The organism is Nodosilinea nodulosa PCC 7104, from assembly GCF_000309385.1.
Taxonomy (GTDB): domain Bacteria; phylum Cyanobacteriota; class Cyanobacteriia; order Phormidesmidales; family Phormidesmidaceae; genus Nodosilinea; species Nodosilinea nodulosa.
In genome coordinates this window covers 2635914-2659554 of sequence record NZ_JH976537.1, presented here as the reverse complement: position 1 = coordinate 2659554, position 23641 = coordinate 2635914, and the positions used below count along the sequence as shown (strand labels likewise).

The window sequence follows — 23641 nt, the reverse complement described above, 5'->3', positions numbered from 1 at the left end:
GATAACTCAAGAGCTAGCTTGAATTATTCTCTGCTCTTCCTATAACCTGATGTAAGACATTGTTCACTTCAGAAAGTCCAGGGCCAACAGGACTCTCTGCCCATTGTAAAAGTGAAATTACTCGGCTAGCTTGAGATGCTGAAGAACGAGGCACATTACCCGCAGGTGGATTCAACGCAAACAAAACCTGCTCAAACTGTGGTTCTGGCAAAGAAGCAAGCTCTCTATAAAACTGAATACGATTTTCAGCAGATATTGAACGCTCGGTTTGAATTGGAGAAATTGGAAGGTATTGCGATCGGGCAGAATCATCCCATTTGTTTGATTTAGCTTTTTCTGGGGAAGAGAGAGATTCTATTACTCTGCGAATACCCCTTACCACATCCAGAAAGGCTGCATCATGGCTTGACCATTCTACAACTGGCTTACCATGTTTTGGTAATACTTGCAGCTTGTCAAATGGTGCTCCTGCCCAATCTGTAGGCGTCAGAATAATAGGAACGACTCTAGCATCGCCACTTTGGTGACGTTGCATTGCTCGCTGCATTTCCTGGCCATAGCAGAAATCTGAGCTTATAAACCTAGAGCTAATTAATAACAAAATGATGTTAGCGCTATCTAGAGCATCAAGAATTTGAGCATTCCATTCTGTACCTGCCTCAATCTGTCCGTCATGCCAAGTCTGAATTAAGTTTTGGCGCTTAAGCAAGGCCAGATGTTCCTCTAGTTCTTGCTTTAGAGCTTCGTCTCGATGGGAGTATGAGATGAAAAGGCTAAGGGGTTGAGTAGTCATACTTTAATTAAGCAGCACAGAAGGTTTTTCTTGAATATGCTAGCTGTATATAGGAAGCCAGTTCATTTGTCATGTAAAGAATTGCTGCTACTAGATTTCTCAAAATGGACAGTTTTGCAATGGGTTGAAAGGTGCACTAGTGTAGCTGACTTATCTTAAATAAAGTGTTCAGGAGTTTTGTCAGTCAATCGGGGTATTGAGGCTTTAATGCTTCATTCTTTCCTCACTTGTTATTATCTACTCCAAAAGCTCACTGTCATTTTGAACGATCTCACCCAGGTACAAGTCTACAAACTCTTGAGCTGCTTTAGGGTTGAGTTGGTTGAGCGCTGAAGTAATTGACGTAATCGTGTCGCCTACTGGGTCTGTACGATCATGGGTCCAACGGTAAACTACCGTGCGCTCAATCCCCATCGTGACCGCAAGCTTGTTTTGACTGATGCCGTAGGTCTCTAAGACCTGCTTTAAAACTCGCCCTGCCTTTCCCATGCCCCAATCATGTCAGGGGACGATGAGAGCGTAAATGTGAACACACTTGTCCACATCATGTATAGTTCTGAATGTGAGCATACTTGTTCACATTGTCGTACTCGTCATCCTGCTCTTATGTCTGAAGAATTTATTCCCAACGCCGAAATCTATACTGCCCCGCCTTCCGTTAAGCCTCCTAGCACTGAGCCTGCCGAAGCGCGTGAACCCATTCTCATCACCGTCATCGGCTCCGCTGCTGGCATCGACATGGTGGTCAAAATTCTCCATCGCCTCGGCTTTGCCGAAGCCAGGGCCTGGAGTAAACCGCAGATCGACCCCAAAACCGGCAGACCTATGCGTGTGCTCACCAAATGGCTGCGGTACTAGCCAATTTCGGGTGGGTGCTCACCCAGCTTGACCCACATTCTTCGCACCCGAGACATTTGGGGGCGATTCATCTTCAGCATGGCTACCGTAGCTCGCCCGATCGCTGTCAACCCAATAATTTCAGTGGTATCGGCATTCCAGGCAAAGTGGTCACTCCAGCTTTGCTGCTGGGGATGAAAAAGTGGGGCAACGGCCTGGCTTTCTGGGTCTATTGCCGTTTGGCGGTTGGCCTTATGGCGATTGCAGGTGGGGCAAGCCAGGCAAAGGTTCTCAAAATCGGTAGTACCATCGGCGGAGAGTGGCACAATGTGCTCAAACTCAAACGTAGTGACAGTCAATGCCTCTGCGGTGCGGCAGTAGGCGCAGCAGTTGGCAAAGCGATCGCGAATCTGCCTCTGTAGAGCGCTAGAAATATAGGCACTCACGAGGCTAGAGCATCAATTTGGCTCGAATGTTCTAGCGTGTAGCGAGCTCTGGCTTTGAGAATATTGAGATAATCAACCTGGGCCAAAAGTTGATCGAGGTCAGCCAGCTCGTTCGTTAAAAGTTGCCCTTCTGTATTGCGTTCTAGCAAATCTGTGAGATGGGCTTGGGTCTCCAGGGACAGGGCGCTTTCTGCCAAGGCGGTTAGCTCATGGCTATTTAGACTTGTGAGCAACTCAGGGTCATTGTTGCTAGCCATCAGCTGTTGGTAGGTTGCCAAATCTAGCAACACAGCTACTCTTTCGCCTGATTCATCGGTTAAGAAGCGTACATCCTGAACCATAGCTGACTCCGCTGACTAGCTAAAATTAGCTTAGCATCAAGCTAATTTTAGCTAGTGCCAGTTATCTCTAGGCAAAGTGAGCCCTTTTGGTAGCGCCAGCTTGACCACATGGCTGCGGTACTGAGCCAAAGTAGCCCTTACCCACTGGCTATGGGAGTTTGTCCAATCTTTGCAGGCTACACTATCCGATTCTCTTCTACGCAGCGGTTGTACCAGTGGAAGCTGGCTTTAGGGATGCGCTGCTGGGTAGCGAAGTCGATATAGGTGATGCCAAAGCGGCGATCGCGCCCGTAGGCCCATTCAAAGTTATCCAAAAAGCTCCACAGAAAGTAACCCATCAGTGGGTAGCCCTCCTGCACGGCGCGGTGGGCCGATCGCAAATACTGCTGAAGGTACTGAATGCGATCTAGATCCAGCACGTCCCCAGCAGACGTGATTTCATCCTGGGCAGCGCAGCCGTTCTCGCTGATGAAGATGCCTAGTTCGGGGCGGTTGAGCGTTTCGCTAATGTGGCGTATCCCCCAGTAGAGGCTGTCGGGCATGACATGCAGCCAGGGCATGTGCATCCGTGGGTATCCCTGGGGAAAGGGTAGTAGCTCAAAACCTCGGTCATTATCGGCGGCGCGTACATAGACTCCGGTATAAACATTGAAGCCCAGGGAATCGAGCGGCTGATGAATCACCTCCAGGTCGCCGGGTTGAATGTCTGGGGCTTGTTCTCCCAGATCTTCGAGCAGTTCAGGACTGTACTCGCCCGTCAGGGCCGGGTAGAGAATGCCGCCGTTGGTGCCCGCCAGCGGGAAGGCGGCCTGGGCGGCGGCGATGTCTTCAGGAGTATCGGTCAGCGGCACGGTGGCGAGGTAGTTATCCACCAGCGCCACCTGGCAGGGCTGGGGCGAGGCGGCGCGAATGGCCTGACAACCCAGGCCATGGGCCAGCAGGGCGTGGTGGGAGGTCTGCCAGACTTCCTTAGCGGTGTTGACCACGGTGCCGGGGGCCATTTCGGGCACTCTGTTCACCCCGTAGCCCAGGTGGGTAAAGCAGAAAATTTCGTTCAGGGTCATCCAGTGGGTGACGCGATCGCCCAGCGACTTGACCGCGATCGCCGCATAGTCGGCAAAGTCCTGGGCCATCTGGCGACTGCGCCAGGAGCCGTACTTGTCTTCGAGCGCCTGGGGGCTATCCCAGTGGAACAGGGTGATGTGGGGGGTAATGCCAAACTCCAGCAGGGTATCGACCAGCTCGCTATAGAAAGCCAGCCCAGCCTCACTCACTGCGCCGCGCCCCTCGGGGATGATGCGGGGCCAGGAGAGGCTGAAACGGTAGTGGCGCACGCCCAGCTCCGCCATCAGGGCGATGTCGTCGCGGTAGCGGTGGAGGTGGTCGCAGGCGATCGCCCCAGTATCGCCATGCAGCACCCGCCCTGGGGTCTGGCTAAAGGTATCCCACACGCTGGGGCCACGGGTATCGGCAGCCCCCTCAATCTGGTACGACGCGGTGGCGACCCCCCACTGAAACCCCGGCGGAAATGCGTAGACCATAGCCTCGTCCTAAGTGTCTTTGTCTGCAACGGTACTCAACGAAGGCGGCTTGCTCTCGATAACCGTGGCTGTGTGTTTGAGGCGGTCGGGCAAGCTGATTGGCTATAACAACACGGGCATGCGATCGCGCTTAAAGCATCTAAGCGGGACATAGCCTCATAACCTTATTACCTAAACTGCAAGTACTACCACCACAACCCTACACGTGTCTTCGGCGTGATTTATGCAGGGCATACTCTCAGCATGTCCCCAAGGCCGATCCACTATGAAACTAAACGCCCGCAAGCAACGGATATCTCCCCTCAAAGATAAGCCCTTGCGGAATCCAGGCCAGTCCCTCGATGAAGAGCTACAGCGCCTGTGGGATGAGGATCTCAACACATGGATAGCCATGTTGTTGTTGCCAATTATCTTTACCGGCTATGAGTGGTGGCGAGCGGTAAGTAACACTCCGCCACAGCCTTTAGGAGCCCTCATCGCGGCCATTCCTATTTCGAGTTATGCCTTCTACAGGCTCTATCGATTGCGATTAAAGCTCAGACGATTGAGAATGGCTCGCGACGGAGAGAAAGCGGTGGGCCAGTACCTGTCAGATTTAAGAGAAAAAGGCTATCGCGTCTTCCACGACATTGTGGGCAAGGGCTTCAACGTCGATCATGTGGTGATTTGCGATCGCGGCATTTTCACGATCGAAACCAAAACCTACAGCAAACCGTCGTCTGGAAAATCCGCTATTCACTTCGATGGTGAGACTATCAAGGTCAATGGACAGCTGATGGAGCGTAATGCCGTTGAACAAGCCAAGGCCCAAGCCTATTGGGTTAGAGAAGTTTTGAAGGAAAGCACCGGCAAGTCCTTTGCGGTCAAACCAGTGGTGGTGTATCCCGGCTGGTTCGTTGAGTCAACCAAGGCAAAAGGGGCTGCTGACCTCTGGGTACTCAACCCAAAGGCGTTACCTACATTTATTGACAATGAGCCACAGCGGATTGCTTTAGAAGATGTAAAGCTTGCGGCTTACCACCTATCTCGCTACATTCGGACATCTTGATTCGGTATTCGCTAGGTCGATGCCGAAACCGTAGTCACCTCCGTGAATAGTCTTTTTGCGCCAGATCTAAAGTCTTTTTGCCATAAACGCGCTGTTGGGGTCGTCGGTGTAGTCGGCAAAGGGGCCGCAGGGCTCAAAGCCGTAGCGGGCGTACAGGGCGCGGGCGGGCGCAAAGGCTGGGAAAGCCCCGGTTTCCAAATACAGGTGGGTATAGCCGCGCTGTTTGGCGACGGCCATGATGTGGGCCAACATTTTGGAGGCAATGCCCCGGCGGCGGTGAATGGTGGGCGTACGCATCGATTTGATTTCGCCCGTGGCGGTGTCGAGTTCTTTCAGCGCGCCGCAGCCCAGCAGGTCTTCGCCGTCCCAGGCGGTCCAGAAGGTAATTTCGGGCGTTTTCCCCTCAGGGGCAATCAACGACCGGCGCAGTCGATCCAAATCCAGCGCGTGAACGCTGCCGGGGGGCGTAATCTCGCGCATGTGGTCGAGATGTTCGCGCAGCAGGGCAACAATCTGCGGGCCGGTCAGGTCATCTTCGCGAATTTTCATGGCACTTGTCTCTGGTTAATTGCCCCATATTTCCTGTTCTGAAAAACCCAGCGGTTGAAAATCGCGACTCGCGGCTAGGGCGTAGGGCCAAACCGCTGCCACTGGGTGGGCGGCGGCATCAGAAATTCATAGGCTCCGGCGGCCTGACCGGGGGCAGCGGTGAGCACAATATCAAACGACAGCGACAGGCGCAGATCGCCGCTGTGGTTGGGCGTTACCCCGTGGCGCTGCTTGGCGGGGAAGATAATCAGCCGCCCCTCGGTGGGCAGGTAGAGGGCCTGATCCTGGTTGAGGTAGTTCCAGGTGGCGACAATATCAGTGTTTTCGCTGCCCAGGCCGGGGCTGACTTCGTTGGGGCGGGCGTCGTCAAAAAAGGTCAGGCATCCGGCGGTGTCGGTGCCCGACTCGGGCACGGCGACGTAGTACACGGCGCTGATGTGGGCGGTGTTGTGGCAGTGGTCGCCCACCTCCTGCTGGGGGCGCGAGATCACGGGCCAGGCCCGCTGAATGTAGAGATCGACCTGGCTGAGGTCGAGGCCGAGTTCCTGTAGGTAGATCGCCACGTGGGTTTCGACCTGGGCGACGACCCAGCTAAAGCGGGAGTCGGCGTGAACCTTTTCGACGCCGTGCAGGTCGCCCGTCCAGGCCATTTCGGGAAAGTTGCGGGGTTCGCTGCCGCTGGCCTCTAAGTCCAGAATGGCCTCGGTGAGGGCGGCTTTGTGCTGGGCCGCGTTGGGCAGGTCGTCGTAGTAAATGGCGAGGGGAAACCAGGTGTCGAGGGGCATGGTTGGGGTTGGCGAGGGGCAGGGCTAGGCCGTACTGTGAAGTCTTGCGGCTCGACCGCTGTGGAATATAGCTCAGCTTAGCAGGGTAGATGAGGCCAGCGATGGAGTGGATTACGACCCGACCCATTGCCCATCGGGGGCTGCATCGAGGGACAGCGGTGCCCGAAAATTCGCTGGCGGCGTTTGAGGCGGCGATCGCGGCCTGCCACCCCATCGAGCTGGATGTGCAGCTGCTGGCCGATGGCCACCTGGTGGTGTTTCACGATCGCGACCTGAAGCGCCTGACGGGCAAAAAAGGCCGCCTCGCCGAGCAAAGCCTCGACACCCTCCGGCAGCTTCGGCTCTACGATACCGACCAGTTCATTCCCTCGCTGGCTGAGGTTTTGGCCTGCGTTGAGGGCCGGGTGCCGCTGCTGATTGAGCTTAAAAACGAGAAGAAGGTTGGCCGCCCAGAGCAGGCGCTGCTAAAAACCCTGGCGGGCTACGGGGGCCAGTTTGCGGTGCAGTCGTTCAACCCGCGATCGCTCCAGTGGTTTCGGCACCAGGCGCCAGAGATTTTGCGCGGCCAGCTGGCCAGCAAGCCGCAGCAGTTTTTGCGCAGCAATCTGCTGCTCACCTGGGCCAGCGCGCCCCAGTTCATTGCCTACAATGTGAAGGCGCTGCCGACGCTGCCGACGACCCTGGCCCGCCGCTACTTCAACGTGCCCCTGCTGGCCTGGACGGTGCGCAGCCCGGTGGACTGCGATCGCGCCCTCCAGCATGCCGACAACTACATTTTTGACCCGTTTTAGCTTCACCCTGTCCCCCGTTTGAGTGGCCCTTTCTCAGTGAACATATTTCTCAGTGAACATATTTCTCAGTGAACATTAAGTCGCCCCTCATGCGCCCCGGCAGCGGGTTGGGTAAATTATCGAGACGCTCGCTGGTGTTGTGGTATGCCCCCCTCTGTTGAAGGTCGATGGGCTGGGGCCGAGTGGCAGACACCCACGATTACCATCGTGATTCCCGCGCTGAATGAAGCGGGGCAATTGCCCGCTGTGCTAGGGGCTATCTGCGCCGCCGCCCCGGTGGAGGTGGTGGTGGTAGACGGGGGCAGTACCGATGGCACCGCTGAGGTGGCCCAGGCCAGGGGTGCCAGGGTGGTCAAATCTACGCCGGGGCGATCGCGCCAGCAAAACCAGGGGGCCAGGGTCGCCAAAGGCTCTATTTTGCTCTTTCTCCACGCCGACACCCGCCCGCCCGAGGGGTTTGACCAGGCGATTCGCCAGATCCTGGCCCAGCCTGGCGTTGTTGCCGGGGCCTTTACGCTGGCGATCGACAGCCCCAGGCGCGGGCTGCGCTGGGTGGAATGGGGGGTCAAGGTGCGATCGCGCCTGCTGCAAATGCCCTACGGCGACCAGGGAATTTTTCTAAGGGCAGAAACCTTTCACCGGCTCGGCGGCTTCCCTGACCTGCCGATGATGGAAGACTTTGAGCTGGTGCGGCGGCTGCGAAAGCTGGGACGCGTGGCGATCGCCCCGGCGGCGGTGGTAACGAGCGATCGCCGCTGGCGCCGACTGGGCATTTTGCGCACCACCCTGGCCAACCAGGTCATGGTGATCGGCTACCTGCTCGGCGTTAACCCCCACTGGCTGGCGCAGTGGTATCGCCACCTTGGCAAACTCCGCTCCTAGCGCGGGCTGAGCAGCGCCGCAGCCCGCGCCTATGCAGTTGTCTTACCGAAGTGCGTGCTCTCCAGGCCTCACGGCTGACCCGCGCCCACTACTTGCCGGACGTTGCCTGCTGGGACCAGTTTTCCTGAGCCTGGGACCAGACTTCCATCAGCCGCTTTGAAAATAGCTTCAGCCGCGCTGCATCGTCCTGCACGTCGGCGTACTCTCCACCGTCCTGAAGATACAAAAACAGCTCGACCTGAAAGCTCTGGGAAATATTGCGCGATTGAACCCACATTTTTTGAGCGTTGGTTTGGCTGAGCAAGGTAGTTGCCAGAGTGGCCAAGCCGCTAATCGATAGGACCAGCCAATCCAGCTGGCCAAACACCTTACTGGCCGACAGAGCCGATACAATCGTGGTGCCAACGGCCAGGCCAATGCTGACGGTTTGCAGCCTCTGAAATCGAAGCTTGTGGCGATCGGCCCGTTTAGAAAAATCCTGAATCAGGTGGTCGCACTGACGCAGAGCCTGCTGTCGCCTTTCCTCAAAGGTCTCGGCAGTTGACAGCGGATTGTATCGCTCCATAATTACGCCATCGCTGTGGATGTTCCCTACGGATCATTCCATAAAGGCGGACTAAAACTCAGAAGCGGTAGTTCCCTCAGCACCGCTAACCCGACAGCAAGCCGCCGCTCAGGCGCTTCATCACGCGGCCTGCAATGTCGGCGTAGCGCACCTCACCGGCCAAAATCTGCCCCAGGCGCTGGGTGGCGGTGGGCCGCTTAATGCCCACCCGGTAGCCAATTCCCGGCACCCGAAAGAACAGCCCGGCAATGCGCTTGGCCCAGGGCATGTCTTCGCCCCAGGTGGTGTGCATGGTGGTGGTGTAGGTGGCTAACGCCTCCGAATCGCCACCCAGAGCGGCGTGGATGGCCTCGGCGGCCCGCACGCCGCTGATCATGCCGGGGCGAATGCCTTCGGCGCTGAGGGGATCGACAATGGCGGCGGCTTCCCCCACCAGCACCGCCCGGTGAGCGTGCAGGGGATGGTTGCCGTCCCACAGTTTGAGCGGGTGGCTGTAGAGCACACCCTGGTCAAGGCTGACGCCAAAGGACTGGCTATAGTTTTCCAGAACCTTACGGTAGTCGGCTGTCCCCTGGCCCAAGAATGCCGCCGCCCCAATCGAGTAGCTATTCCCCTTGGGGAAGTTCCAGGCGCAGCCCTGCTTGACTAGGCCAAACTCAAAGTTGATGGCGCAGTCGTTGCCCACCGGGGCCGGTACTTCCAAAACGCTGGCCATGCGCAGCGGCACCACAGGAAAGCCCAGCCACGTTGCCATTGGCCCCTTGGCCCCATCGGCGGCCACCAGGTAGGCGGCTTCCAGGGTTCCGGCGGTGGTGGAAACCTGCCAGCAGTCGCCCTTATTCTCGACGCCAGTGACTGCCGTGCCATCCTTTAGCTCTGCCCCCTGGCCCTGGGCCTGCTGCACCAGGAAATGGTCAAACACCTCCCGCTTTACCATCCAGATCGGGTCGGTGGTGGTGAGTTCGGCCTCAATTGGGTCGCCCAGCTTGTAGGTGTAGCGCACCCGCCGCAGGGGGCGATCGATCGCCGGGGCAAAGTCAAAGTCAAAGAACTCGGCCACGCTGGGCGAAACCGCGCCGCTACAGGGTTTGTAGCGCGGTAGGGCATCTTTTTCTAGCAGCAGCACCGAGTGCCCGTACCTGGCCAGGTGGTAGGCGGCGGCGGATCCGGCGGGGCCAGCCCCCACCACAATTACGTCGTACATGGGTTCTCGGGCATGGGTTCTCGGGTCGGTAGATGGGCAGGAGCTTGGATTATTTGGGAAATGTTAGAGCAAATTGGGGGTATAGGGCTCAAAATCGTCACAATTCCCTTTTTTTACCGTAACTACGGTCTTCACGCCGCCCCGCCGGGTGTAGTCGCCGACCACCCGCAAGCCCCGGGGCTGTAGCTCATTCCACAGGCGATCGGCAATCTGGTTCGCCACCGTCTCGTGGCTGATGCGCTGGTCGCGGAAGCTATTGATATAGAGCTTAAAGGCCTTTAGCTCCACCACCCACGGCCCGGGGCAGTAGTCCACCACAATGGTGCCAAAGTCGGGATAGCCCGATCGCGGGCAGAGGGCCGTAAATTCCGGGTGTTCCAGGTGGATGGTGTAGACGTTTTCCGAGGGGTTGGGCCACTTCTCCAGCGGATCTACGCTGGCCTGGAGAATGGCGCGATCGCCGTACTGGGAGGTTGGAGCTGGGGCAGTGGTCATGGGCTTAGCTAGAGTTTGCAGCGGTGAGTCAGGGGAAAGGGGCGATCGCCCGCGCCTCTCGGCGGGGCCAATCCCTATTCGGTAATGTAGCGTTTTTCACGGTTGCCCCATCACGGTTGCCCCATCGCAGTGGCCCAACCAAATCGCCTATAGATGCCAAGACTTGCTGCAAAGTTCCCGAAACCGGGCTTAACCAAAGGTATTCCAATCGCTTTACCAAAACTTCATACTTCTTGCTTAACACCGTTGGCCCTGGCCAGGCCCCCGTGATAAGTTCACCAAGCGTTGGCGGTAGTGCCCGTATTACTCATGTAGCACTGCCCCAGCGCCCATCGGAAGACGCTTTTTCAGGAGACAATTTATGACGATTTACCGTAAGCTTGCCCTCGCCGTCGGCAGCCTCACCCTCGCCAGCATGGCCCTGAGCCTGCCCGCCGCCCGCGCCGACGATTCCAGCGCTGAGGCTATGCCCGCCAGCACCGAAGCCGCCGCCGAAACCGAAACCCCCACCCCTACCCCCTCTCCCACCGTCGATGTCAACGCCATCGACGCCGAATTTAAGGCCCAGCGGGAAGCGGCGATCGAAGCCGCTACCCCCGACGCTGGCCCCGCCGTAGACGTCAATGCCATCGACGCTGAACTCGAAGCCGAGCGGGAAGCGGCGATCGAAGCCGCCACCCCCGATGCTGGCCCCGCCGTAGATGTCAACGCGATCGATTCTGAATTTAAGGCCGAGCGGGAAGCGGCGATCGAAGCTGCCACTCCTGGGGTTGTGACCGAAGAGGCGACTGAGTCGGCCGAACCCGCCGCCGCTTCTGAAGCTGCCCCTGAAGACTCTACCGCCGAGGAACCCACCGCCGAGGAATCTAACGCCGAACTGGAAACCCCCGCCGACCTCGAAACCGTGGGTGAAGACGCCGCTCCCAAAATGCCCGGCGAGGCCGCAGTTGATACTCCCGACGGCGAAAGCTCCGTTGAAGGTGCGCTAGACGCCCCCGCCGCTACCCCCGGTAGCTAGGCTCCAAGCGGGGGCTAGAGCTGCTGCTTAATCCACCCTAGGGCTTCGGCGCGGCTGCCCACCAGCCCCTCGGCCTGGGCCAGATGCACGGCCTCTAGCAGCTCACCAATTTTGGGACCTGGTTTAAGGGCAAGCCCCTGCACCAGGTCTTTTCCGGTTATCAGGGGTTGGGGATGAGCCACGGGGTCGTGGGGGGTGAGGTAGCGCTGAATCAGCGGCAGCACCAGCGCCTCGGGCACCCCATGGGCCAGGCTCAGCAGGGCCACGCTGCAAAACCCTGCCCCCGCAATTTTGAACAGCTGATACTGCTGGCCGGGGGGCAGCGGGGTAGCTCCCTGGTGCAGGTGCAGGTACTGCCAGCCCTTGAGAATGCTCACCACCGCCTGCTGCTCGGCGCGGCTGTACTTGAGCTTCGCCAGGGTCGCCTCGGCGCTGGACAGATCGGGGGGCAGCAGCTGGCTGAGCTTGGTGGCCTTGAGCCAGCTGCGGTGCAGGCCCGGGGTGGTTTGTTCTTTGATCCAGCTGTGCAGCAGCCGGGAAAACTCGGGCCAGCGCTCGTGGTACTGGGCCGCCAGCTGGTCGATGGTGGCCAGATGCTCCAGGTGGGAGCGATCGACTTCGGGCAGCCAGGCTTGCAGCAGACCGTCCTGCCAGGCCAGCTCCAGCAGGGCCGATCCCTCGGGCAGGCTGAGCAGGCAGTCTAGCTCGCCGCGCACCCGCTCAGCGGCCATCTGCCCCAGGGCCGGGGCCAGGGCGCGAATGGTTTGCTGGGTGCTGGAGTCGAGACTAAAGCCCAGCTGGGCCGCTTGGCGGTAGGCCCGCAGCAGCCGCAGGGGGTCATCCTCCAGGTTTTCGGCGGCGACCATGCAGAGGGTTTTGCGGGCCAGGTCGGCGCAACCGTCGAGGGGGTCGAGCAGGGTTTCGCTGTGGGGACTGTAGGCGATCGCATTAATAGTAAAGTCGCGCCGATGCAGGTCGGAGTAAATGGTTGGCCCCACCTGCTGGGCAAAGTCTACGGTGGCGTTGGCAAACACCACCCGAGCAATCTGGTGGTCGGCGTCGAGCACCACAAAGCCTGCGCCGTATTGCTTAGCAATGCCCTGGGCGGTGGCGATCGCCCGCTCCGGCAGCACGAAATCGAGGTCTAAATAATCGGCCTGACGACGCAGCAGTGCGTCCCTGACACTTCCCCCCACCAGGTAGGCTTGCTGCGGCAGTAGCGACACGCTAAAGGGCCAGGTTTTTGGCGAAAGCGCCGATTGTTCAGTAGCCACTGCAAGGGAGATTGGTGATAGCGTTGGATTCAATGAACCCTCATTTATTTCATTACAACAGGGTTTTTTAGTCTTGACACCCTGGCCCCGCAGAGAACAGCCGAAAACCTGGAGAAGGTTTTCATTTTGCAACATCTGGGCTGGGCCGCCCGGGACATTCAAAAAACTTGAGCTAGACTACCAGAAAACGCATCCCCTTTGCCGTTAGAAACCCTTTCAGCCCAAAGCATGACGGCTGGCTAGTCCAGGGCTGACTAAACTGGGGATAGCGGCCTTGACCTGATTGTGTTCCTGCTGGGGGCGTGCCATGTGCATTTGTGTGAACTGCCACTACGTCGATCGCTGCACCACCTACCATGCCGTAGAAGAGCTGCACGAACAGGTACATTTGACCGACTCCCCCAGCTTTGAAGCGGTGAATCCCACCATCAATGCCAACCTCCGCGTAGTTGGCGACGTGGTTGAAAAGGAGTTTGACGTGGTGGGCTGCGACAGCTTTGTTGAAGAACAGGGCAAGTGGGCCAAGCTGCGCCCCGGCGAGCTGGTGCCTACTTAGGAGTAGATGGGTGAATGGGTAGGTGAGTGCGCCGCTTGACTACTCTGTGCGTTAACCCCGCCTGCCCCCGGCCTGACAATGCAGCGGCTGCGCTGGTCTGTGCCGCCTGCGGTCAGCCGCTGCGGGTGGCCGATCGCTACCGCTGCCAGCGCCCTCTGGGGCAGGGCGGTTTTGGCCGCACCTATCTGGCAGTGGATGAGGGCAGCGATTCCCAGCCAGTTTGCGTGGTCAAGCAGATGACCCTTGCCCTGGGGAAAGATCGTGCCGAGGGGCGCGATCGCTTCCACCGCGAGGCCGATCGCCTGGCTACCCTGGGTCAGCATCCCCAAATTCCGGCCCTGCTGGCTGTGATCGACAATGCCCAGGGCCAGTTTTTGGTGCAGGCCTATGTCCCTGGCCCCAACCTCGATCAGCTGCTTCAGCAATCCCCCGACCTGGGCGGTGAGGCCCTGGTGCATCGGGTGCTCTACGAGCTGCTGCCGGTGCTGGCCTACATTCACGACCACGGCGTCATTCACCGCGACATCAAGCCCGCCAACATTATTGCGCCCCCGGCTCCTCAACCCCTAGCGCTGGTTGATTTTGGCGCGGCCAAGGCCATCGCCGACCCCGCACAGCTCAAGCGCACCGCCACGGTGATCGGCAGCGCGGGCTATGCCGCCCCGGAGCAAGCCCTGGGCAAGGCCGTCTTTGCCAGCGATATTTTTAGCCTGGGGGTGACCTGCCTGCACCTGCTCACCGGGCTGCACCCCTTCGACCTGTATTCCGTCGGCGACGATGCCTGGGTGTGGCGCTCCTACCTAACGAATCCCGTGAGTCCGCCACTGGGACGGGTGCTCGATCGCATGGTCAACCGCCGCTTGAGCGAGCGCTACGCCACCGCCCAGCAGGTGCTGGCGGATTTGCGCTGGAGCGGTCTGGCCCTGGAGGGTGGTGCCGTAGCGCCCCAGGGTTCGGCTCAGCCCCCGATGATCCTGGAGGCCCCAGCGCCGCTTTGGCAGCAGCGGTTTGCCCTCAGCCTGGCGGGGGTGATGGCCAACGGGCTGGCGATTAGCCCCAGCGGACGGGCGATCGCTGCGGCCTGCTCCGATGGTTCGGTGCGGCTGTGGAACTGCACCAACGGCGAGTCCATCCACAGCTTTCGTAAATCCCTGGGGATGCTCGGCGTGGGCCATCGCGGCGCGGCTAGGGCAGTGGTGTTTACCGCCAGTGGAGATGCGGTCCTCAGCGGCGGCGAAGACGGCCAGCTCCTTCTGTGGAATTTAGCCGACTACAGCGGGGAAAAATTGCCGGTGTCGGGCTGGCAGATTTCGGCCCTGCTCGTTCTCCCCCCCGGCGACAGTGTGGCGGTGGGCAGCGGCGACGGACGGATCTATCTACTGCCTCTAAATCAGGAAGCTTGGGCCAGGGGGAATACGCCCAAAACCCTGGTGCACCACCAGGACCAGGTGACAGCCCTGGGGGTGGATAGGGCGGGAAATCTGCTGGTGAGCGGGGGGCGCGATCGCACCCTTCGCCTCTGGTCGTTGCCCTCTGGTCGCCTCACGCGCACCCTGACGGCACCCACCGCCGCTATTACGGCCCTAGCCTGTCACCCCGACGATGGCCGCATCGTCAGCGGCGATCAGGCGGGTCAGGTGCAGGTGTGGAGTGCCGCCAACCCCGACGAGGGGCTAGTAATTCACAAATCCCCCAGCCCTGTCACCGCGCTGGCGATTAGCCCCAGTGGTGACTGGCTGGCGATCGGGGCCGAAAACGGCCACCTCAGCCTGATCAATTTGCAGGGCCAAAGCCCCGCTCCGCCCCTCCGCCACGCCTGGGCCGTGCGCGCTCTTGCCTTTACCCCCGACAGCCGCATGGTAGTCAGCACCAGCGCCGACGAAACAATCCGCTTCTGGTGTCTCTAGCGCTACTGCTGAGCCGAGGGGGTGACGGAATATTTGCGCACGGTGGAGCTAAACCCTGAGGCCTTAAACTGCTTGAGCTTCAGTGGTTCGGGCTGGTTGGCTGCCACCGAGATACGCAGCTCAAAGGGACTCTCGCCGGGGGGAACCTCCGCAATGCCGCCCAGACGACCCCGGTTTTGCATGACCGGGTTGTCGTTGGCGTCAAAAATGCGGCCAAAAATATCGGCATCGATAACGGGCTTGCCGGTGCGGTTGATGGCCGTGCCCGTGATTAAAAAACAGTTGGCCTCCTGAATGGAACCAGCGGCGACCATGCCGTCGGCATATTCGGGTGGGCAGGGGGCGTAGCTGATGTCGGCTAAGTCGATGGGGGTCAGCGCCTGGGCCGTTAGCCCGACCCCGCTGAGCAGCCAGAGGGCCGCAATTAAAAGAGCGGTGAAGATCCCACGTAGTGCCATAGGTCGCCTGTGGATAAGCAAAATTGAGCCTTTATCAGCTTATCGCGATTTGCCGGGGGCCGGGGGTAGGGGATGGCGATCGCCGGGAGCTAGGGCAGCCGCTCGGTGACGTAGGCCCTGGCGTCGGCCAGACTACAGCCCTGGCTTTCTCGCACCTGTTTAATGGCGTCGATCAGCCTGCCCTGGCCGATCAGGTCGCACACCTGGCGATCGAGGTCGGCCCCGGCCCCGTCTGAGTTGAAGGATGCTGGGATCATCAGGGGTACCTGCGGTAATTTTCTCGTTGGGGTGGTTTTCATCCCCGGCTGGCCCCATTTTGGGGAGCGCCGTAATCGCTGGGTGAGCCAAAATGACAGGCCAAAGCCCAAGAGGCCAGCGACCAGAAAAACGGCAGTGCTCATAGCGCTTGCGGGGAGTGGTGGTGATCTTAGGTGATCTTAATTTAGCGGTTGTTTGGGGGGCGTGGGAGAGTAGGGGCGTCGGGGGCGTGGGGCGTGGGGGCGTGGGGGCGTGGGAGAGTAGGGGGGTGTAAATTTAGTTTGGATTAATTTGGGAAATCCAAAATCTAACATCCAAAACTTTCCGCATCCCCGCATCCCCGCATCCCCGCATCCCCGCATCCCCGCATCCCCGCATCCCCGCATCCCCCTGCCTAAAAAAACCGCTCACCCCCCGCCCTAGCGTGTATCCTTTAGCAGATTGTTCACTGACTTCTGGGTACCGCCATGAATCAGCTTTCCAAGCCGTCTCTGGCCCTGCTAGCACTGTTTAGCGCCCTCGCTGCGCTGCCCCTAAACATGCTCAGGTCTGAGCCAGGGCTATTGGCTCAGGTGACGGCGGAACCCACGCCTACGTTTGCCCTGCAGGAGACTGTGCCCCCCGGTACGACGCTCTCCATCGATGGGTCGCCGTCGATGGAGGGGATCAATCAGAGCCTGGCCGAGGGCTTTGAGAAACGCTACCCCGATACCGATGTTAAGCACGAGGCCACTGGCGATGATCAGGCCCTCCAGGATCTGCGGGGCGGCAATATTGATCTGGCGGCCCTGGGTCGGCGGCTGAGCGACGCCGAAGAAGACCCCAGCCTGACCTCAATTCCGGTCACGCGGGAAAAAATTGCCATCATCGTCGGTCGCGATAACCCGTTTCGGGGTGACTTGACCTTTGAGGAGTTTGCGGCCATCTTTCGCGGTGAGATTACCAACTGGTCTGAGCTGGGTGGCCCTGACGCGCCCATCCGATTTATCGATCGCCCCGCCGAGAGCGATACCCGGCTGGCCCTGGCCGACTACGAAATTTTTAGCGGGCAGCCCTTCGAAACCGGCAAAAATGCCGTGCAGGTGGACGAAGACGACACTGCTGCGGTGGTGCGCGAACTGGGTAAAGACGGAATTAGCTATGCGATCGCCTCTGAAGTCCTAGACCAGGATGCCGTGCGCCCGGTGAGCATGGACGGTGCCCTGCCCGACGACCCTCGCTATCCCTACTCCCAGCCCCGCAACTATATCTACCGGGGCGAGCCCAGCCTGCCGGTGGAGGCCTTTTTGGGCTTTGCCACCAGCGACGAGGGCCAGGCTGCCGTGGCCCAGGCCAAGCAGACCGCCAGCGCCAACGTGACCGTGGGGGCCAACAAGCTACCCGGCGGTGTGGCCCTGGCCCCCGACGGCAGCTTTATGGTGCGCGGCACCGAGGACGGCCAGCTTCAGTGGCTAGATGCCCAGGGCAACCCCACGAAAACCGCGATCGCCGATGCCCACCGGGGGGCCGTCTCCGCTGTAGCCATTAGCCCCGACGGGCAGACCGTGGTCTCTAGCGGGGCCGATGGCACCCTGCGCCGCTGGGATCGCAGCGGCAACCCCCTGGGGGCACCTATGGTGGGGCAGGGCGGGCCAATTTTAGCTCTGGCCCTCAGTCCCGACGGTCAAACCCTGGCCAGCGGCCATGCCGACGGCACCGTAGAGCGCTGGTCCATGGCGGATGGCACGCCCCTGGGCGACCCTATTTCTGCCTCCAACGGGCCGGTGCAGGCCCTCCACTACCCCGCCGGAGGCCAGGTGCTGATCACCGGCAGCAGCGACGGTAGTTTGGGCCTTTGGAATGCCGATGGCACTGCTGCCGGGCAGGCTCCCAGTGCCCAGCAGGGGGGGGTGACGGCAATTACCAGCAGCCCCGACGGCCAGGTAATTACCACCACTGGCGGCGACGGAACTGTGCGCAACTGGGATCGGGCAACCCTTCAGCCCCGAGGCGATGTTATTAATGCCCACGACGGCCCGGTTAGCGCCGTGGCCTACAGCCCCGACGGCAGTACCCTGGCCACGGCAGGGGCGGACGGCACCCTGCAACTCTGGCAGGCGGATGGGACGGCGCGCTTGGCGGAGCCGATGCAGCTGAAGGCCCCCGCCGCTTCGCTGGGCTATACCCCCGAGGGGCAGCTGGTGGTGGGGAGCAGCGATCGCCAGGTGGAGCTACTCAACGACCAGGGTGAGGTGGTTTCTGGAGCCGATGGCGGATCCGAAGCCACCGACGAAACGTCAGCCACTGACCTGGGCAGTCTTTGGGATCGGATTCGCAACCTGCCGCCCAGCGCCTGGTGGATGCTGGCGGCAATTCCGGCCCTGCTGCTGCTGGCCGGAATTGTGGGGGCGCTGTTTGGCGACAAAGATCGCGACGACGACGACGATGCGGTGGACCTCGATACCGCCGAGGCCGATCTGACCCCAGGCCCTGGGCTGGACATCGATTTCTCTGGGGTGGGCAGCAAGCCGCCGATCACCGCTGGCCCGCTGCCGCCAGACCCGGCGCTGCCCGACGGAGAGAGTTTGCCCCCCGAGGCTGGGCTGGTTCCCGAAGCAGGGGAATATCTGGTGGAGACAGCCCCCAGCAAGCTAGAGCAGGCCCGCATAGATTTGGCGGAGGGTCGCCGGCTGATGCGGGAGGGCCGCTACGATACCGCCCTGATCTACTTCAACCAGGCCGTGGAGGCCACTGAAGTGGAGCGCAGCAAGGCCGACGCCACGGGGATACCGGCCCAGGGCATCAATGCCATTGCGGCCCAGGCCCAGGCCCAGCGGGGCGACGCTCTGGCCCGCTTGAACCAGGCCAATGAGGCCATGGACAGCTACAATGCCGCTCTCCAGCTCGACACCAGCGTGATCGAGGCCTGGATTGGGAAAGGTCGCCTGCTCAGCAATATGGGCCGCTACGAAGAGGCCATTTTCTGCTTTGACACGGCCCTGGAGCTTGACCAGACGGCGGCGGCAGCCTGGGCTGCTAAGGGGCAGGCCCTGATTCAGATGGGTCGCCAGAGCGAGGGCCAGGCCTGTCTGGCCAAGGCTACTGCCCTGGGCGGCGATCGCCCAGAGCGGCCGGAAGCAGGTACCCCGGGGGTGGTACCCCCAGAATATGCGCCATGGCCAGACTACGACCCCGATGTGCCCCTGGAGTTGCAGCACATGGTGCAGGGACTCCCCTCCGCCGATGTGGACATGGCTGGCTCCAGCAGCCCCAGCGCCGATGACGTGCCTGCGGCCCTGGCCGCCGAAGCCGCTGGACTGCCGGGCCAGGCCGAAGCCGCCTCAGCGGGTGGGGCTATCTCCCCTGGGGTGCCAATTACCCCAGGCCCGGTGCCCGCCGATGGGATTACCCCAGGCCCGGTGCCCGCCGATGGGATTACCCCAGGCCCGGTGCCCGCCGATGGAATTACGGCTGGCCCGCTTCCTGCCGATGGAATTACCCCAGGCCCGGTGCCCGCCGATGGGATTACCGCTGGTCCCCTGCCCCCCGACACCCTGGAAGATGAGCTACTCAGCCAGGTGCAGCTGGGTGCCCCGTCTACCCCAGGGACGGGGCAGCCGGAACTGTCCGACGGCGACCTGCCCCCCGGCGATGCTGAGGCGAGCGATTCCGCTGGTGTGATGCCGCCGCTGCGCCCGGCCCCTGTACCCGTGCCGCCGCCGGTAGCGCTAGAGCCAGGCGACTACATTCCGCCACCGCCCGAAACCTCCGTTGCTGAGGGCGCTTCTGGGCTAGAGGGCCTGCCGCCGGAGGTGGTGGCGGCGATGGCCAGCATTCCGCCCAGCTCGCCCGACAGCTTTGGGGTGATGCCCGCCAGTGTCGAGACCGCGATCGAGACCGATCCCCCTGCGGCCATGGCTGCCAAGAGCTGGATTCGCCTGTCGGTGGATCACGAGGGCGATCGCTTCTATGCGGTGTGGCATATCGACGGCGACGATCGCGCCCAGGCCAAAGCCCAGGGTGGCGAAACTATGACCCTGCGTCTCTACGATGTGACGGGCCGCGCTACCCAGTCGCCGCTGCCCTCGGCGGTGGCCGAGCAGCGCTGTCGTGACGACTTTGCCCAAGACTGGTACCTGCCCATCCCCGAATGGGACCGCATCTACGTGGTAGAAGTGGGCTATCTCAGCACCACCGACAGCTGGCAGGCAATCGCGCAATCGACGGCGGTGGCCGCCATCACCCCCTGACCCTCCTGTAACTCCAGTCAGCCCCATAGAAAAGCCCGAAGCAATGCTCCGGGCTGAGTCAGGCGTGAATGTGACGGTCTGTGAATGTGACGATCTAGAGCGGCGACTTCAAGAACAACTTGGCTATGGCGGCTACACCTTGAGCACCCAGGCTTCGCGGGTGTCGGCGCTGACAAAGGGCGCGGGCACGTAGGCAATATCGACTCCCAGGGAGATAAACGCCGCCCGAATGGTGGTGGCGTGGGAGGCCTCTGCCGAGGCAATGGTGGCCCCAGCGGTGATCAGCTCTGGGGTTTTAAGCTTCGAGACTTCGGTGGCGTAGGCGATCGCGGCATCGGTTTCGAGGGCCAGGGCCAGCTTGGCAATGTTGACATCGGAATCGAGGCCGCCATCGCCGCGCTCCAGGTAGGACGACAGATCGTAGCTATCTTTGGCCATCACCGGGCGACCGCCCAGATCGGTAATCACCTTAGATAGGGTGTCGCGGTGCACCATGTGGTCGGCCTGGTTGGCCAGGGCAATGGCCAGAACGGCTTTGCCCACGTCGGTATCGCTCAGGCCACCGGCGGCGGTGTTATAGGCCCAAATGGCCTGGTGCTCGTAGTAGAGGGCACCGTTGAGAATTTCTACATCGTTGGCGGCGGCGCTGTTGTCCATGGTTGCCTGGGCCGCGTTTTTGGTGATGGCCGAGAAGCCCAGGGTGCCAGCCAACCCTGCGATCGCTCCCCCAACCACAATCCGCCGCCGGGAAACCCCAGACTTTGAAAACAGCGAATCTGAAGGCATTAGGTCGTTATTCATGGAGTGTCCTTTGCGCTAACGTCTTAGGCGGGTCTTGTTGTTTCCAAGAACCAGGCACAATACGAGTAGCCCCAGCCAATGGATGATCGGCCCCTACCCAGAGTCGACAGTCTTTTTCTGTGGCCATCCAACGACGCCCCCTGATTCGTATCACTGGCAGATAGCTAATGCCCCCATTTTCCGCCTCAGACCCCCAGCCTACTGACCCGGTGAGCGATCGCGACCTGGTCAATGGCCTGTGGGCTGGTGATACCAATGCCCTCGCTACCCTCTACGATCGCTACTCCTCCATGGTCTACACCCTGGCTCTCAAAATGCTGTGCAACACCGCCGAAGCCGAAGACCTGACCCAGGAGGTGTTTGTCAATTTTTGGCAGCGACGGCAGTACGACCCCGACCGGGGCAGTATTGGCAGCTACCTGGCTACCTATACCCGCTCCCGCGCTATCGATCGCCTGCGAGTCAGCAGCGGACGGGCCAACATTTTGCAGCGGTTTCAGCGCATTACGGCGGCCTCTACCCATGTCCCCAACCCCCTTGACCACGCCACCCACAAAGAACAGCAGCAGCACCTGCGCCATGCCCTCGACCAGCTTCCCCTCACCGAGCGTGAGGTGCTAGAGATCGCCTACTTCCAGGGCCTCAGCCAGTCCGAAATCGCCGCCCAGCTCGGCATTCCCCTCGGCACCGTTAAATCCCGCTGCCGCCAGGGCCTGCTCCGCCTCCGGGCCTTACTCCAGCACCAGCGCAACTAACCCCCACCCCCCATTCCCCCACCCCCCCACGCCCCCACGCCCCCACACCCCCACACGCCCACCTCCCATCCCCGTCCCGATGAACCCAACCCCCCTTCCTGAAGACTGGCGATCGCTGCTAGCCGGGTACGTGCTCAACGACGTCACCGACGACGAAGCCGCCCTGGTAGAGCAGTGGCTAGGGCAGTATCCTGAGGTCGCCAGTGAGCTAGAGGCCCTGCAAACCACCTGGGAGAGCCTGCCTGCGGTACTGCCGCCCGTGGCTCCACCGCCGGAGGTGCGCGATCGCATTCTGGCCGCCGTGCAGGCCGCCCCTGAACCAGGTTCAGACCCAGCTCCAGCAGCGTCCCCAGAAGTGGCTCTGGCCCCAGTTCCAGCACCCGAAATTGGCCGCCGCCGATTTCCCTGGGGCGGCCTGGGGCTGGCCCTGGGCTGGGCCGCCACCGCCCTGGCCCTGGCCTTTACCCTGCAAGAAAACCAGCGCCTGCGCCTGGCTCTGCGGCAAAACGAGGCGGTGGTAGCGAGCTTTAGCCAGCCCGCCAATCAGCTCTACACCCTGGCCGCCACCGATTCCAAAACCCAGGCCAGCGGTCGCCTGGTGGTCGATCCGAAGGATCAGACGGCGCTGATTGTCACCACCGACCTGCCCACCCTGGGGGCCGATCAGGTCTACCGCCTGTGGGCCTTGGCCGATGGCAATCCGGTGTTTTGCGGTGAGTTCAATCCCGATGCCACCCACGACACCAATCAATGGGCCTTGCCGGATGCCGCCTGTGGTAGGAGCCCGGTGCAGATGCTAGTGACTGCTGAGCGAGCTTCGGATCCGCCTGTGCCTGCGGGGTCGCTGGTGTTGGAGAGTCGGTCGTAGGGGCGTGGGGCGTGGGGCGTGGGGGCGTGGGAGTGCGGGGGCGTGATGGGGTTGGGGCGTGGGAGTGGGGGGGTGTAATGGGGTGGGGGGAGATGGGGGAGGTGGGGGAGTGGGGCGGCGTTTCTTTTGGCAGTGGCTTTATCCCTTCTGCAAAGGGTGTGGTTGTTTGACACAATACCTATAGCAATCGTTCCCTCATCTACGCTAAGCATGGATTTTACCGCTGCTCTGCCGACGTTTTTGATCACCCTGCGCGAGGGGGTAGAGGCTGCTCTGGTGGTTGGCATTGTGCTGGCCTGCCTGGCCAAGGCCCAGCGCCAGGTGCTCAATCCCTGGGCCTATGGCGGGGTGGGGGCCGGTTTAGCGGGCAGCGTTATGCTGGGCTTTGCCCTGGGACTGGGGCTACAGCAGCTACAGCAGGGGCTACCGGGCCTGCAAATGGTGGTGAAGCCGCTGCTCAATGTGCTGTTTGGCGCGATCGCGGTGATTATGCTGAGCTGGATGCTGCTGTGGATGACCCGCCAGTCTCGCAGTCTCAAGGGCGAGCTGGAGGGCACCGTGCGCTCTGCCCTCAACGATACCGACACCCAAACCGCAGGCTGGAGCATCTTTAGCCTGGTCTGCATTGCCGTGCTGCGCGAGGGGTTTGAGACAGTGCTGTTTATCTTCACTAACGTAGATGCCAGTCTGGCGGCGGTGGGGGGTGCGATCGCAGGCGTATTCGGGGCCGTGCTCATTGGCCTGGCCCTGTTTGGCTGGGGGCTGCGCATCAATCTCAAGCGCTTCTTTCAGGTGATGGGAGTGCTGCTGCTGCTGATTGTGGGCGGCCTGGTGATCTCGGTGTTTAAGAATCTAGATGCCGCCCTGGCCGCCATCAGCCAAATCAACCCCCTGGCCGACCTCTGCTTTGCCCAAAACTCCTGCATCCTCGGCCCGCTGGTGTGGGATGGCAGCGGCAGTCTGCCCGATCGCCAGTTTCCCGGCATCTTGCTTAAAACCCTGCTAGGCTACCGCGATCACCTCTATTTAGTCCAAATTTTGGCCTATCTAGGCTTTCTAGCCCTCGTCGGCAGCACCTACTTCCGCAGCCTCAACCCACCCTCCCCAAATACCCCCAAACCCGCCCCCACCCCCTAACCCCCCATCCCCCTCTCCCCATTTCTTCCCCTATCTTCCCCACCTCCCCCACGCCCCCACGCTCCCCGCTCCCACGCCCCCATCTCCCCCATCTCCCCCATCT

At 60.9% G+C, this 23641-nt stretch carries 25 protein-coding genes; 11 read left to right on the top strand and 14 right to left on the bottom strand.

The features are described from left to right. Positions 1–13 precede the first annotated feature (13 nt). Together LEPTO7104_RS38210 and LEPTO7104_RS0112375 are read right to left on the bottom strand one after the other, a co-directional pair. Positions 14–793 carry a toll/interleukin-1 receptor domain-containing protein gene (locus LEPTO7104_RS38210; protein WP_071527226.1) on the bottom strand — a complete coding sequence of 260 codons (780 nt, stop codon included), beginning with the start codon at positions 791–793 and terminating at the stop codon, positions 14–16. A 237-nt stretch (positions 794–1030) separates the two neighbouring features. After that, a complete protein-coding gene (locus tag LEPTO7104_RS0112375) occupies positions 1031–1282 on the bottom strand; it encodes a helix-turn-helix domain-containing protein (protein WP_017298894.1) in 252 nt (83 codons plus the stop codon). 117 nt (positions 1283–1399) lie between these two features. Between LEPTO7104_RS0112375 and LEPTO7104_RS0112370 the strand changes: the two genes are divergently transcribed. Continuing rightward, the gene (locus tag LEPTO7104_RS0112370) at positions 1400–1651 is read left to right on the top strand and encodes a hypothetical protein (RefSeq protein ID WP_017298893.1); all 252 of its coding nucleotides are present in this window, start codon (positions 1400–1402) and stop codon (positions 1649–1651) included. Here the strand turns inward: LEPTO7104_RS0112370 and LEPTO7104_RS0112365 are convergent. From LEPTO7104_RS0112365 to LEPTO7104_RS0112355, 3 genes are all read right to left on the bottom strand, one after another. After that, complete coding sequence (locus tag LEPTO7104_RS0112365) at positions 1648–2076, bottom strand: HNH endonuclease (RefSeq protein WP_017298892.1); 429 nt, start codon at positions 2074–2076, stop codon at positions 1648–1650. The two genes, LEPTO7104_RS0112370 and LEPTO7104_RS0112365, sit on opposite strands and share 4 nt — an antisense overlap. Then, the gene (locus LEPTO7104_RS0112360; RefSeq protein WP_017298891.1) at positions 2073–2417 is read right to left on the bottom strand and encodes a hypothetical protein; all 345 of its coding nucleotides are present in this window, start codon (positions 2415–2417) and stop codon (positions 2073–2075) included. The genes LEPTO7104_RS0112365 and LEPTO7104_RS0112360 overlap by 4 nt, the downstream gene beginning before the upstream one ends. A gap of 176 nt (positions 2418–2593) precedes the next feature. Next, a complete protein-coding gene (locus LEPTO7104_RS0112355) occupies positions 2594–3958 on the bottom strand; it encodes a GH1 family beta-glucosidase (RefSeq protein ID WP_017298890.1) in 1365 nt (454 codons plus the stop codon). A 265-nt stretch (positions 3959–4223) separates the two neighbouring features. Between LEPTO7104_RS0112355 and LEPTO7104_RS0112350 the strand changes: the two genes are divergently transcribed. Next, positions 4224–5006, top strand: coding sequence for a nuclease-related domain-containing protein (locus LEPTO7104_RS0112350; protein ID WP_026072635.1), 783 nt, complete (start codon positions 4224–4226; stop codon positions 5004–5006). Between the two features lie 66 nt (positions 5007–5072). Here LEPTO7104_RS0112350 and LEPTO7104_RS0112345 read toward each other — a convergent pair whose 3' ends face one another. Together LEPTO7104_RS0112345 and LEPTO7104_RS0112340 are read right to left on the bottom strand one after the other, a co-directional pair. Continuing rightward, positions 5073–5555: a GNAT family N-acetyltransferase gene (locus LEPTO7104_RS0112345; protein ID WP_017298888.1), complete on the bottom strand. Its 483-nt coding sequence runs from the start codon at positions 5553–5555 to the stop codon at positions 5073–5075. Positions 5556–5629: 74 nt separating this feature from the next. Further along, positions 5630–6340, bottom strand: coding sequence for a TIGR02466 family protein (locus LEPTO7104_RS0112340; protein WP_017298887.1), 711 nt, complete (start codon positions 6338–6340; stop codon positions 5630–5632). Positions 6341–6441: 101 nt separating this feature from the next. Here LEPTO7104_RS0112340 and LEPTO7104_RS0112335 point away from each other — a divergent pair, with 101 nt between their 5' ends. Further along, a complete protein-coding gene (locus LEPTO7104_RS0112335) occupies positions 6442–7131 on the top strand; it encodes a glycerophosphodiester phosphodiesterase family protein (RefSeq protein WP_017298886.1) in 690 nt (229 codons plus the stop codon). Between the two features lie 144 nt (positions 7132–7275). Next, positions 7276–8013: a TIGR04283 family arsenosugar biosynthesis glycosyltransferase gene (locus tag LEPTO7104_RS0112330; protein ID WP_017298885.1), complete on the top strand. Its 738-nt coding sequence runs from the start codon at positions 7276–7278 to the stop codon at positions 8011–8013. 88 nt (positions 8014–8101) lie between these two features. Here LEPTO7104_RS0112330 and LEPTO7104_RS0112325 read toward each other — a convergent pair whose 3' ends face one another. The 3 genes from LEPTO7104_RS0112325 to queF form a co-directional block, all read right to left on the bottom strand. After that, positions 8102–8578 carry a DUF4231 domain-containing protein gene (locus tag LEPTO7104_RS0112325; RefSeq protein WP_017298884.1) on the bottom strand — a complete coding sequence of 159 codons (477 nt, stop codon included), beginning with the start codon at positions 8576–8578 and terminating at the stop codon, positions 8102–8104. Between the two features lie 85 nt (positions 8579–8663). Beyond that, positions 8664–9782, bottom strand: coding sequence for a geranylgeranyl reductase family protein (locus tag LEPTO7104_RS0112320; RefSeq protein ID WP_017298883.1), 1119 nt, complete (start codon positions 9780–9782; stop codon positions 8664–8666). A gap of 63 nt (positions 9783–9845) precedes the next feature. Further along, positions 9846–10277 carry a preQ(1) synthase gene (gene queF, locus LEPTO7104_RS33630; protein WP_017298882.1) on the bottom strand — a complete coding sequence of 144 codons (432 nt, stop codon included), beginning with the start codon at positions 10275–10277 and terminating at the stop codon, positions 9846–9848. Positions 10278–10638: 361 nt separating this feature from the next. Between queF and LEPTO7104_RS0112310 the strand changes: the two genes are divergently transcribed. Further along, positions 10639–11295: a hypothetical protein gene (locus LEPTO7104_RS0112310; RefSeq protein WP_017298881.1), complete on the top strand. Its 657-nt coding sequence runs from the start codon at positions 10639–10641 to the stop codon at positions 11293–11295. Between the two features lie 14 nt (positions 11296–11309). Here the strand turns inward: LEPTO7104_RS0112310 and LEPTO7104_RS0112305 are convergent, their stop codons facing one another. Continuing rightward, on the bottom strand, positions 11310–12569 hold the full coding sequence (locus LEPTO7104_RS0112305; RefSeq protein ID WP_026072632.1) for a tRNA nucleotidyltransferase/poly(A) polymerase-related protein: 1260 nt from the start codon (positions 12567–12569) through the stop codon (positions 11310–11312). 307 nt (positions 12570–12876) lie between these two features. Here LEPTO7104_RS0112305 and LEPTO7104_RS0112300 point away from each other — a divergent pair, with 307 nt between their 5' ends. Together LEPTO7104_RS0112300 and LEPTO7104_RS0112295 are read left to right on the top strand one after the other, a co-directional pair. Further along, on the top strand, positions 12877–13125 hold the full coding sequence (locus LEPTO7104_RS0112300) for a Ycf34 family protein (protein WP_017298879.1): 249 nt from the start codon (positions 12877–12879) through the stop codon (positions 13123–13125). 35 nt (positions 13126–13160) lie between these two features. Next, positions 13161–15032 (top strand): serine/threonine-protein kinase, encoded by a 1872-nt coding sequence (locus tag LEPTO7104_RS0112295; RefSeq protein ID WP_026072631.1) that lies wholly within the window; start codon positions 13161–13163, stop codon positions 15030–15032. A gap of 2 nt (positions 15033–15034) precedes the next feature. Here LEPTO7104_RS0112295 and LEPTO7104_RS0112290 read toward each other — a convergent pair whose 3' ends face one another. Together LEPTO7104_RS0112290 and LEPTO7104_RS41630 are read right to left on the bottom strand one after the other, a co-directional pair. Beyond that, complete coding sequence (locus LEPTO7104_RS0112290) at positions 15035–15490, bottom strand: hypothetical protein (RefSeq protein WP_017298877.1); 456 nt, start codon at positions 15488–15490, stop codon at positions 15035–15037. An 89-nt stretch (positions 15491–15579) separates the two neighbouring features. Continuing rightward, positions 15580–15747 carry a hypothetical protein gene (locus tag LEPTO7104_RS41630; protein WP_225886972.1) on the bottom strand — a complete coding sequence of 56 codons (168 nt, stop codon included), beginning with the start codon at positions 15745–15747 and terminating at the stop codon, positions 15580–15582. 468 nt (positions 15748–16215) lie between these two features. On the opposite strand from LEPTO7104_RS41630, the gene LEPTO7104_RS36905 reads away from it, so the two are divergent. Then, positions 16216–19977: a substrate-binding domain-containing protein gene (locus tag LEPTO7104_RS36905; protein WP_017298875.1), complete on the top strand. Its 3762-nt coding sequence runs from the start codon at positions 16216–16218 to the stop codon at positions 19975–19977. Positions 19978–20109: 132 nt separating this feature from the next. On the opposite strand, the gene LEPTO7104_RS0112275 is transcribed toward LEPTO7104_RS36905, so the two are convergent. Further along, positions 20110–20778: a ferritin-like domain-containing protein gene (locus LEPTO7104_RS0112275; RefSeq protein WP_017298874.1), complete on the bottom strand. Its 669-nt coding sequence runs from the start codon at positions 20776–20778 to the stop codon at positions 20110–20112. Between the two features lie 167 nt (positions 20779–20945). On the opposite strand from LEPTO7104_RS0112275, the gene LEPTO7104_RS0112270 reads away from it, so the two are divergent. From LEPTO7104_RS0112270 to LEPTO7104_RS0112260, 3 genes are all read left to right on the top strand, one after another. After that, complete coding sequence (locus LEPTO7104_RS0112270) at positions 20946–21533, top strand: sigma-70 family RNA polymerase sigma factor (protein ID WP_017298873.1); 588 nt, start codon at positions 20946–20948, stop codon at positions 21531–21533. A 79-nt stretch (positions 21534–21612) separates the two neighbouring features. Next, complete coding sequence (locus tag LEPTO7104_RS0112265; protein ID WP_017298872.1) at positions 21613–22401, top strand: anti-sigma factor; 789 nt, start codon at positions 21613–21615, stop codon at positions 22399–22401. 210 nt (positions 22402–22611) lie between these two features. Beyond that, positions 22612–23538, top strand: a complete 927-nt coding sequence (locus tag LEPTO7104_RS0112260) for an FTR1 family iron permease (protein WP_017298871.1) — start codon at positions 22612–22614, stop codon at positions 23536–23538. The last annotated feature ends 103 nt before the right edge of the window (positions 23539–23641 follow it).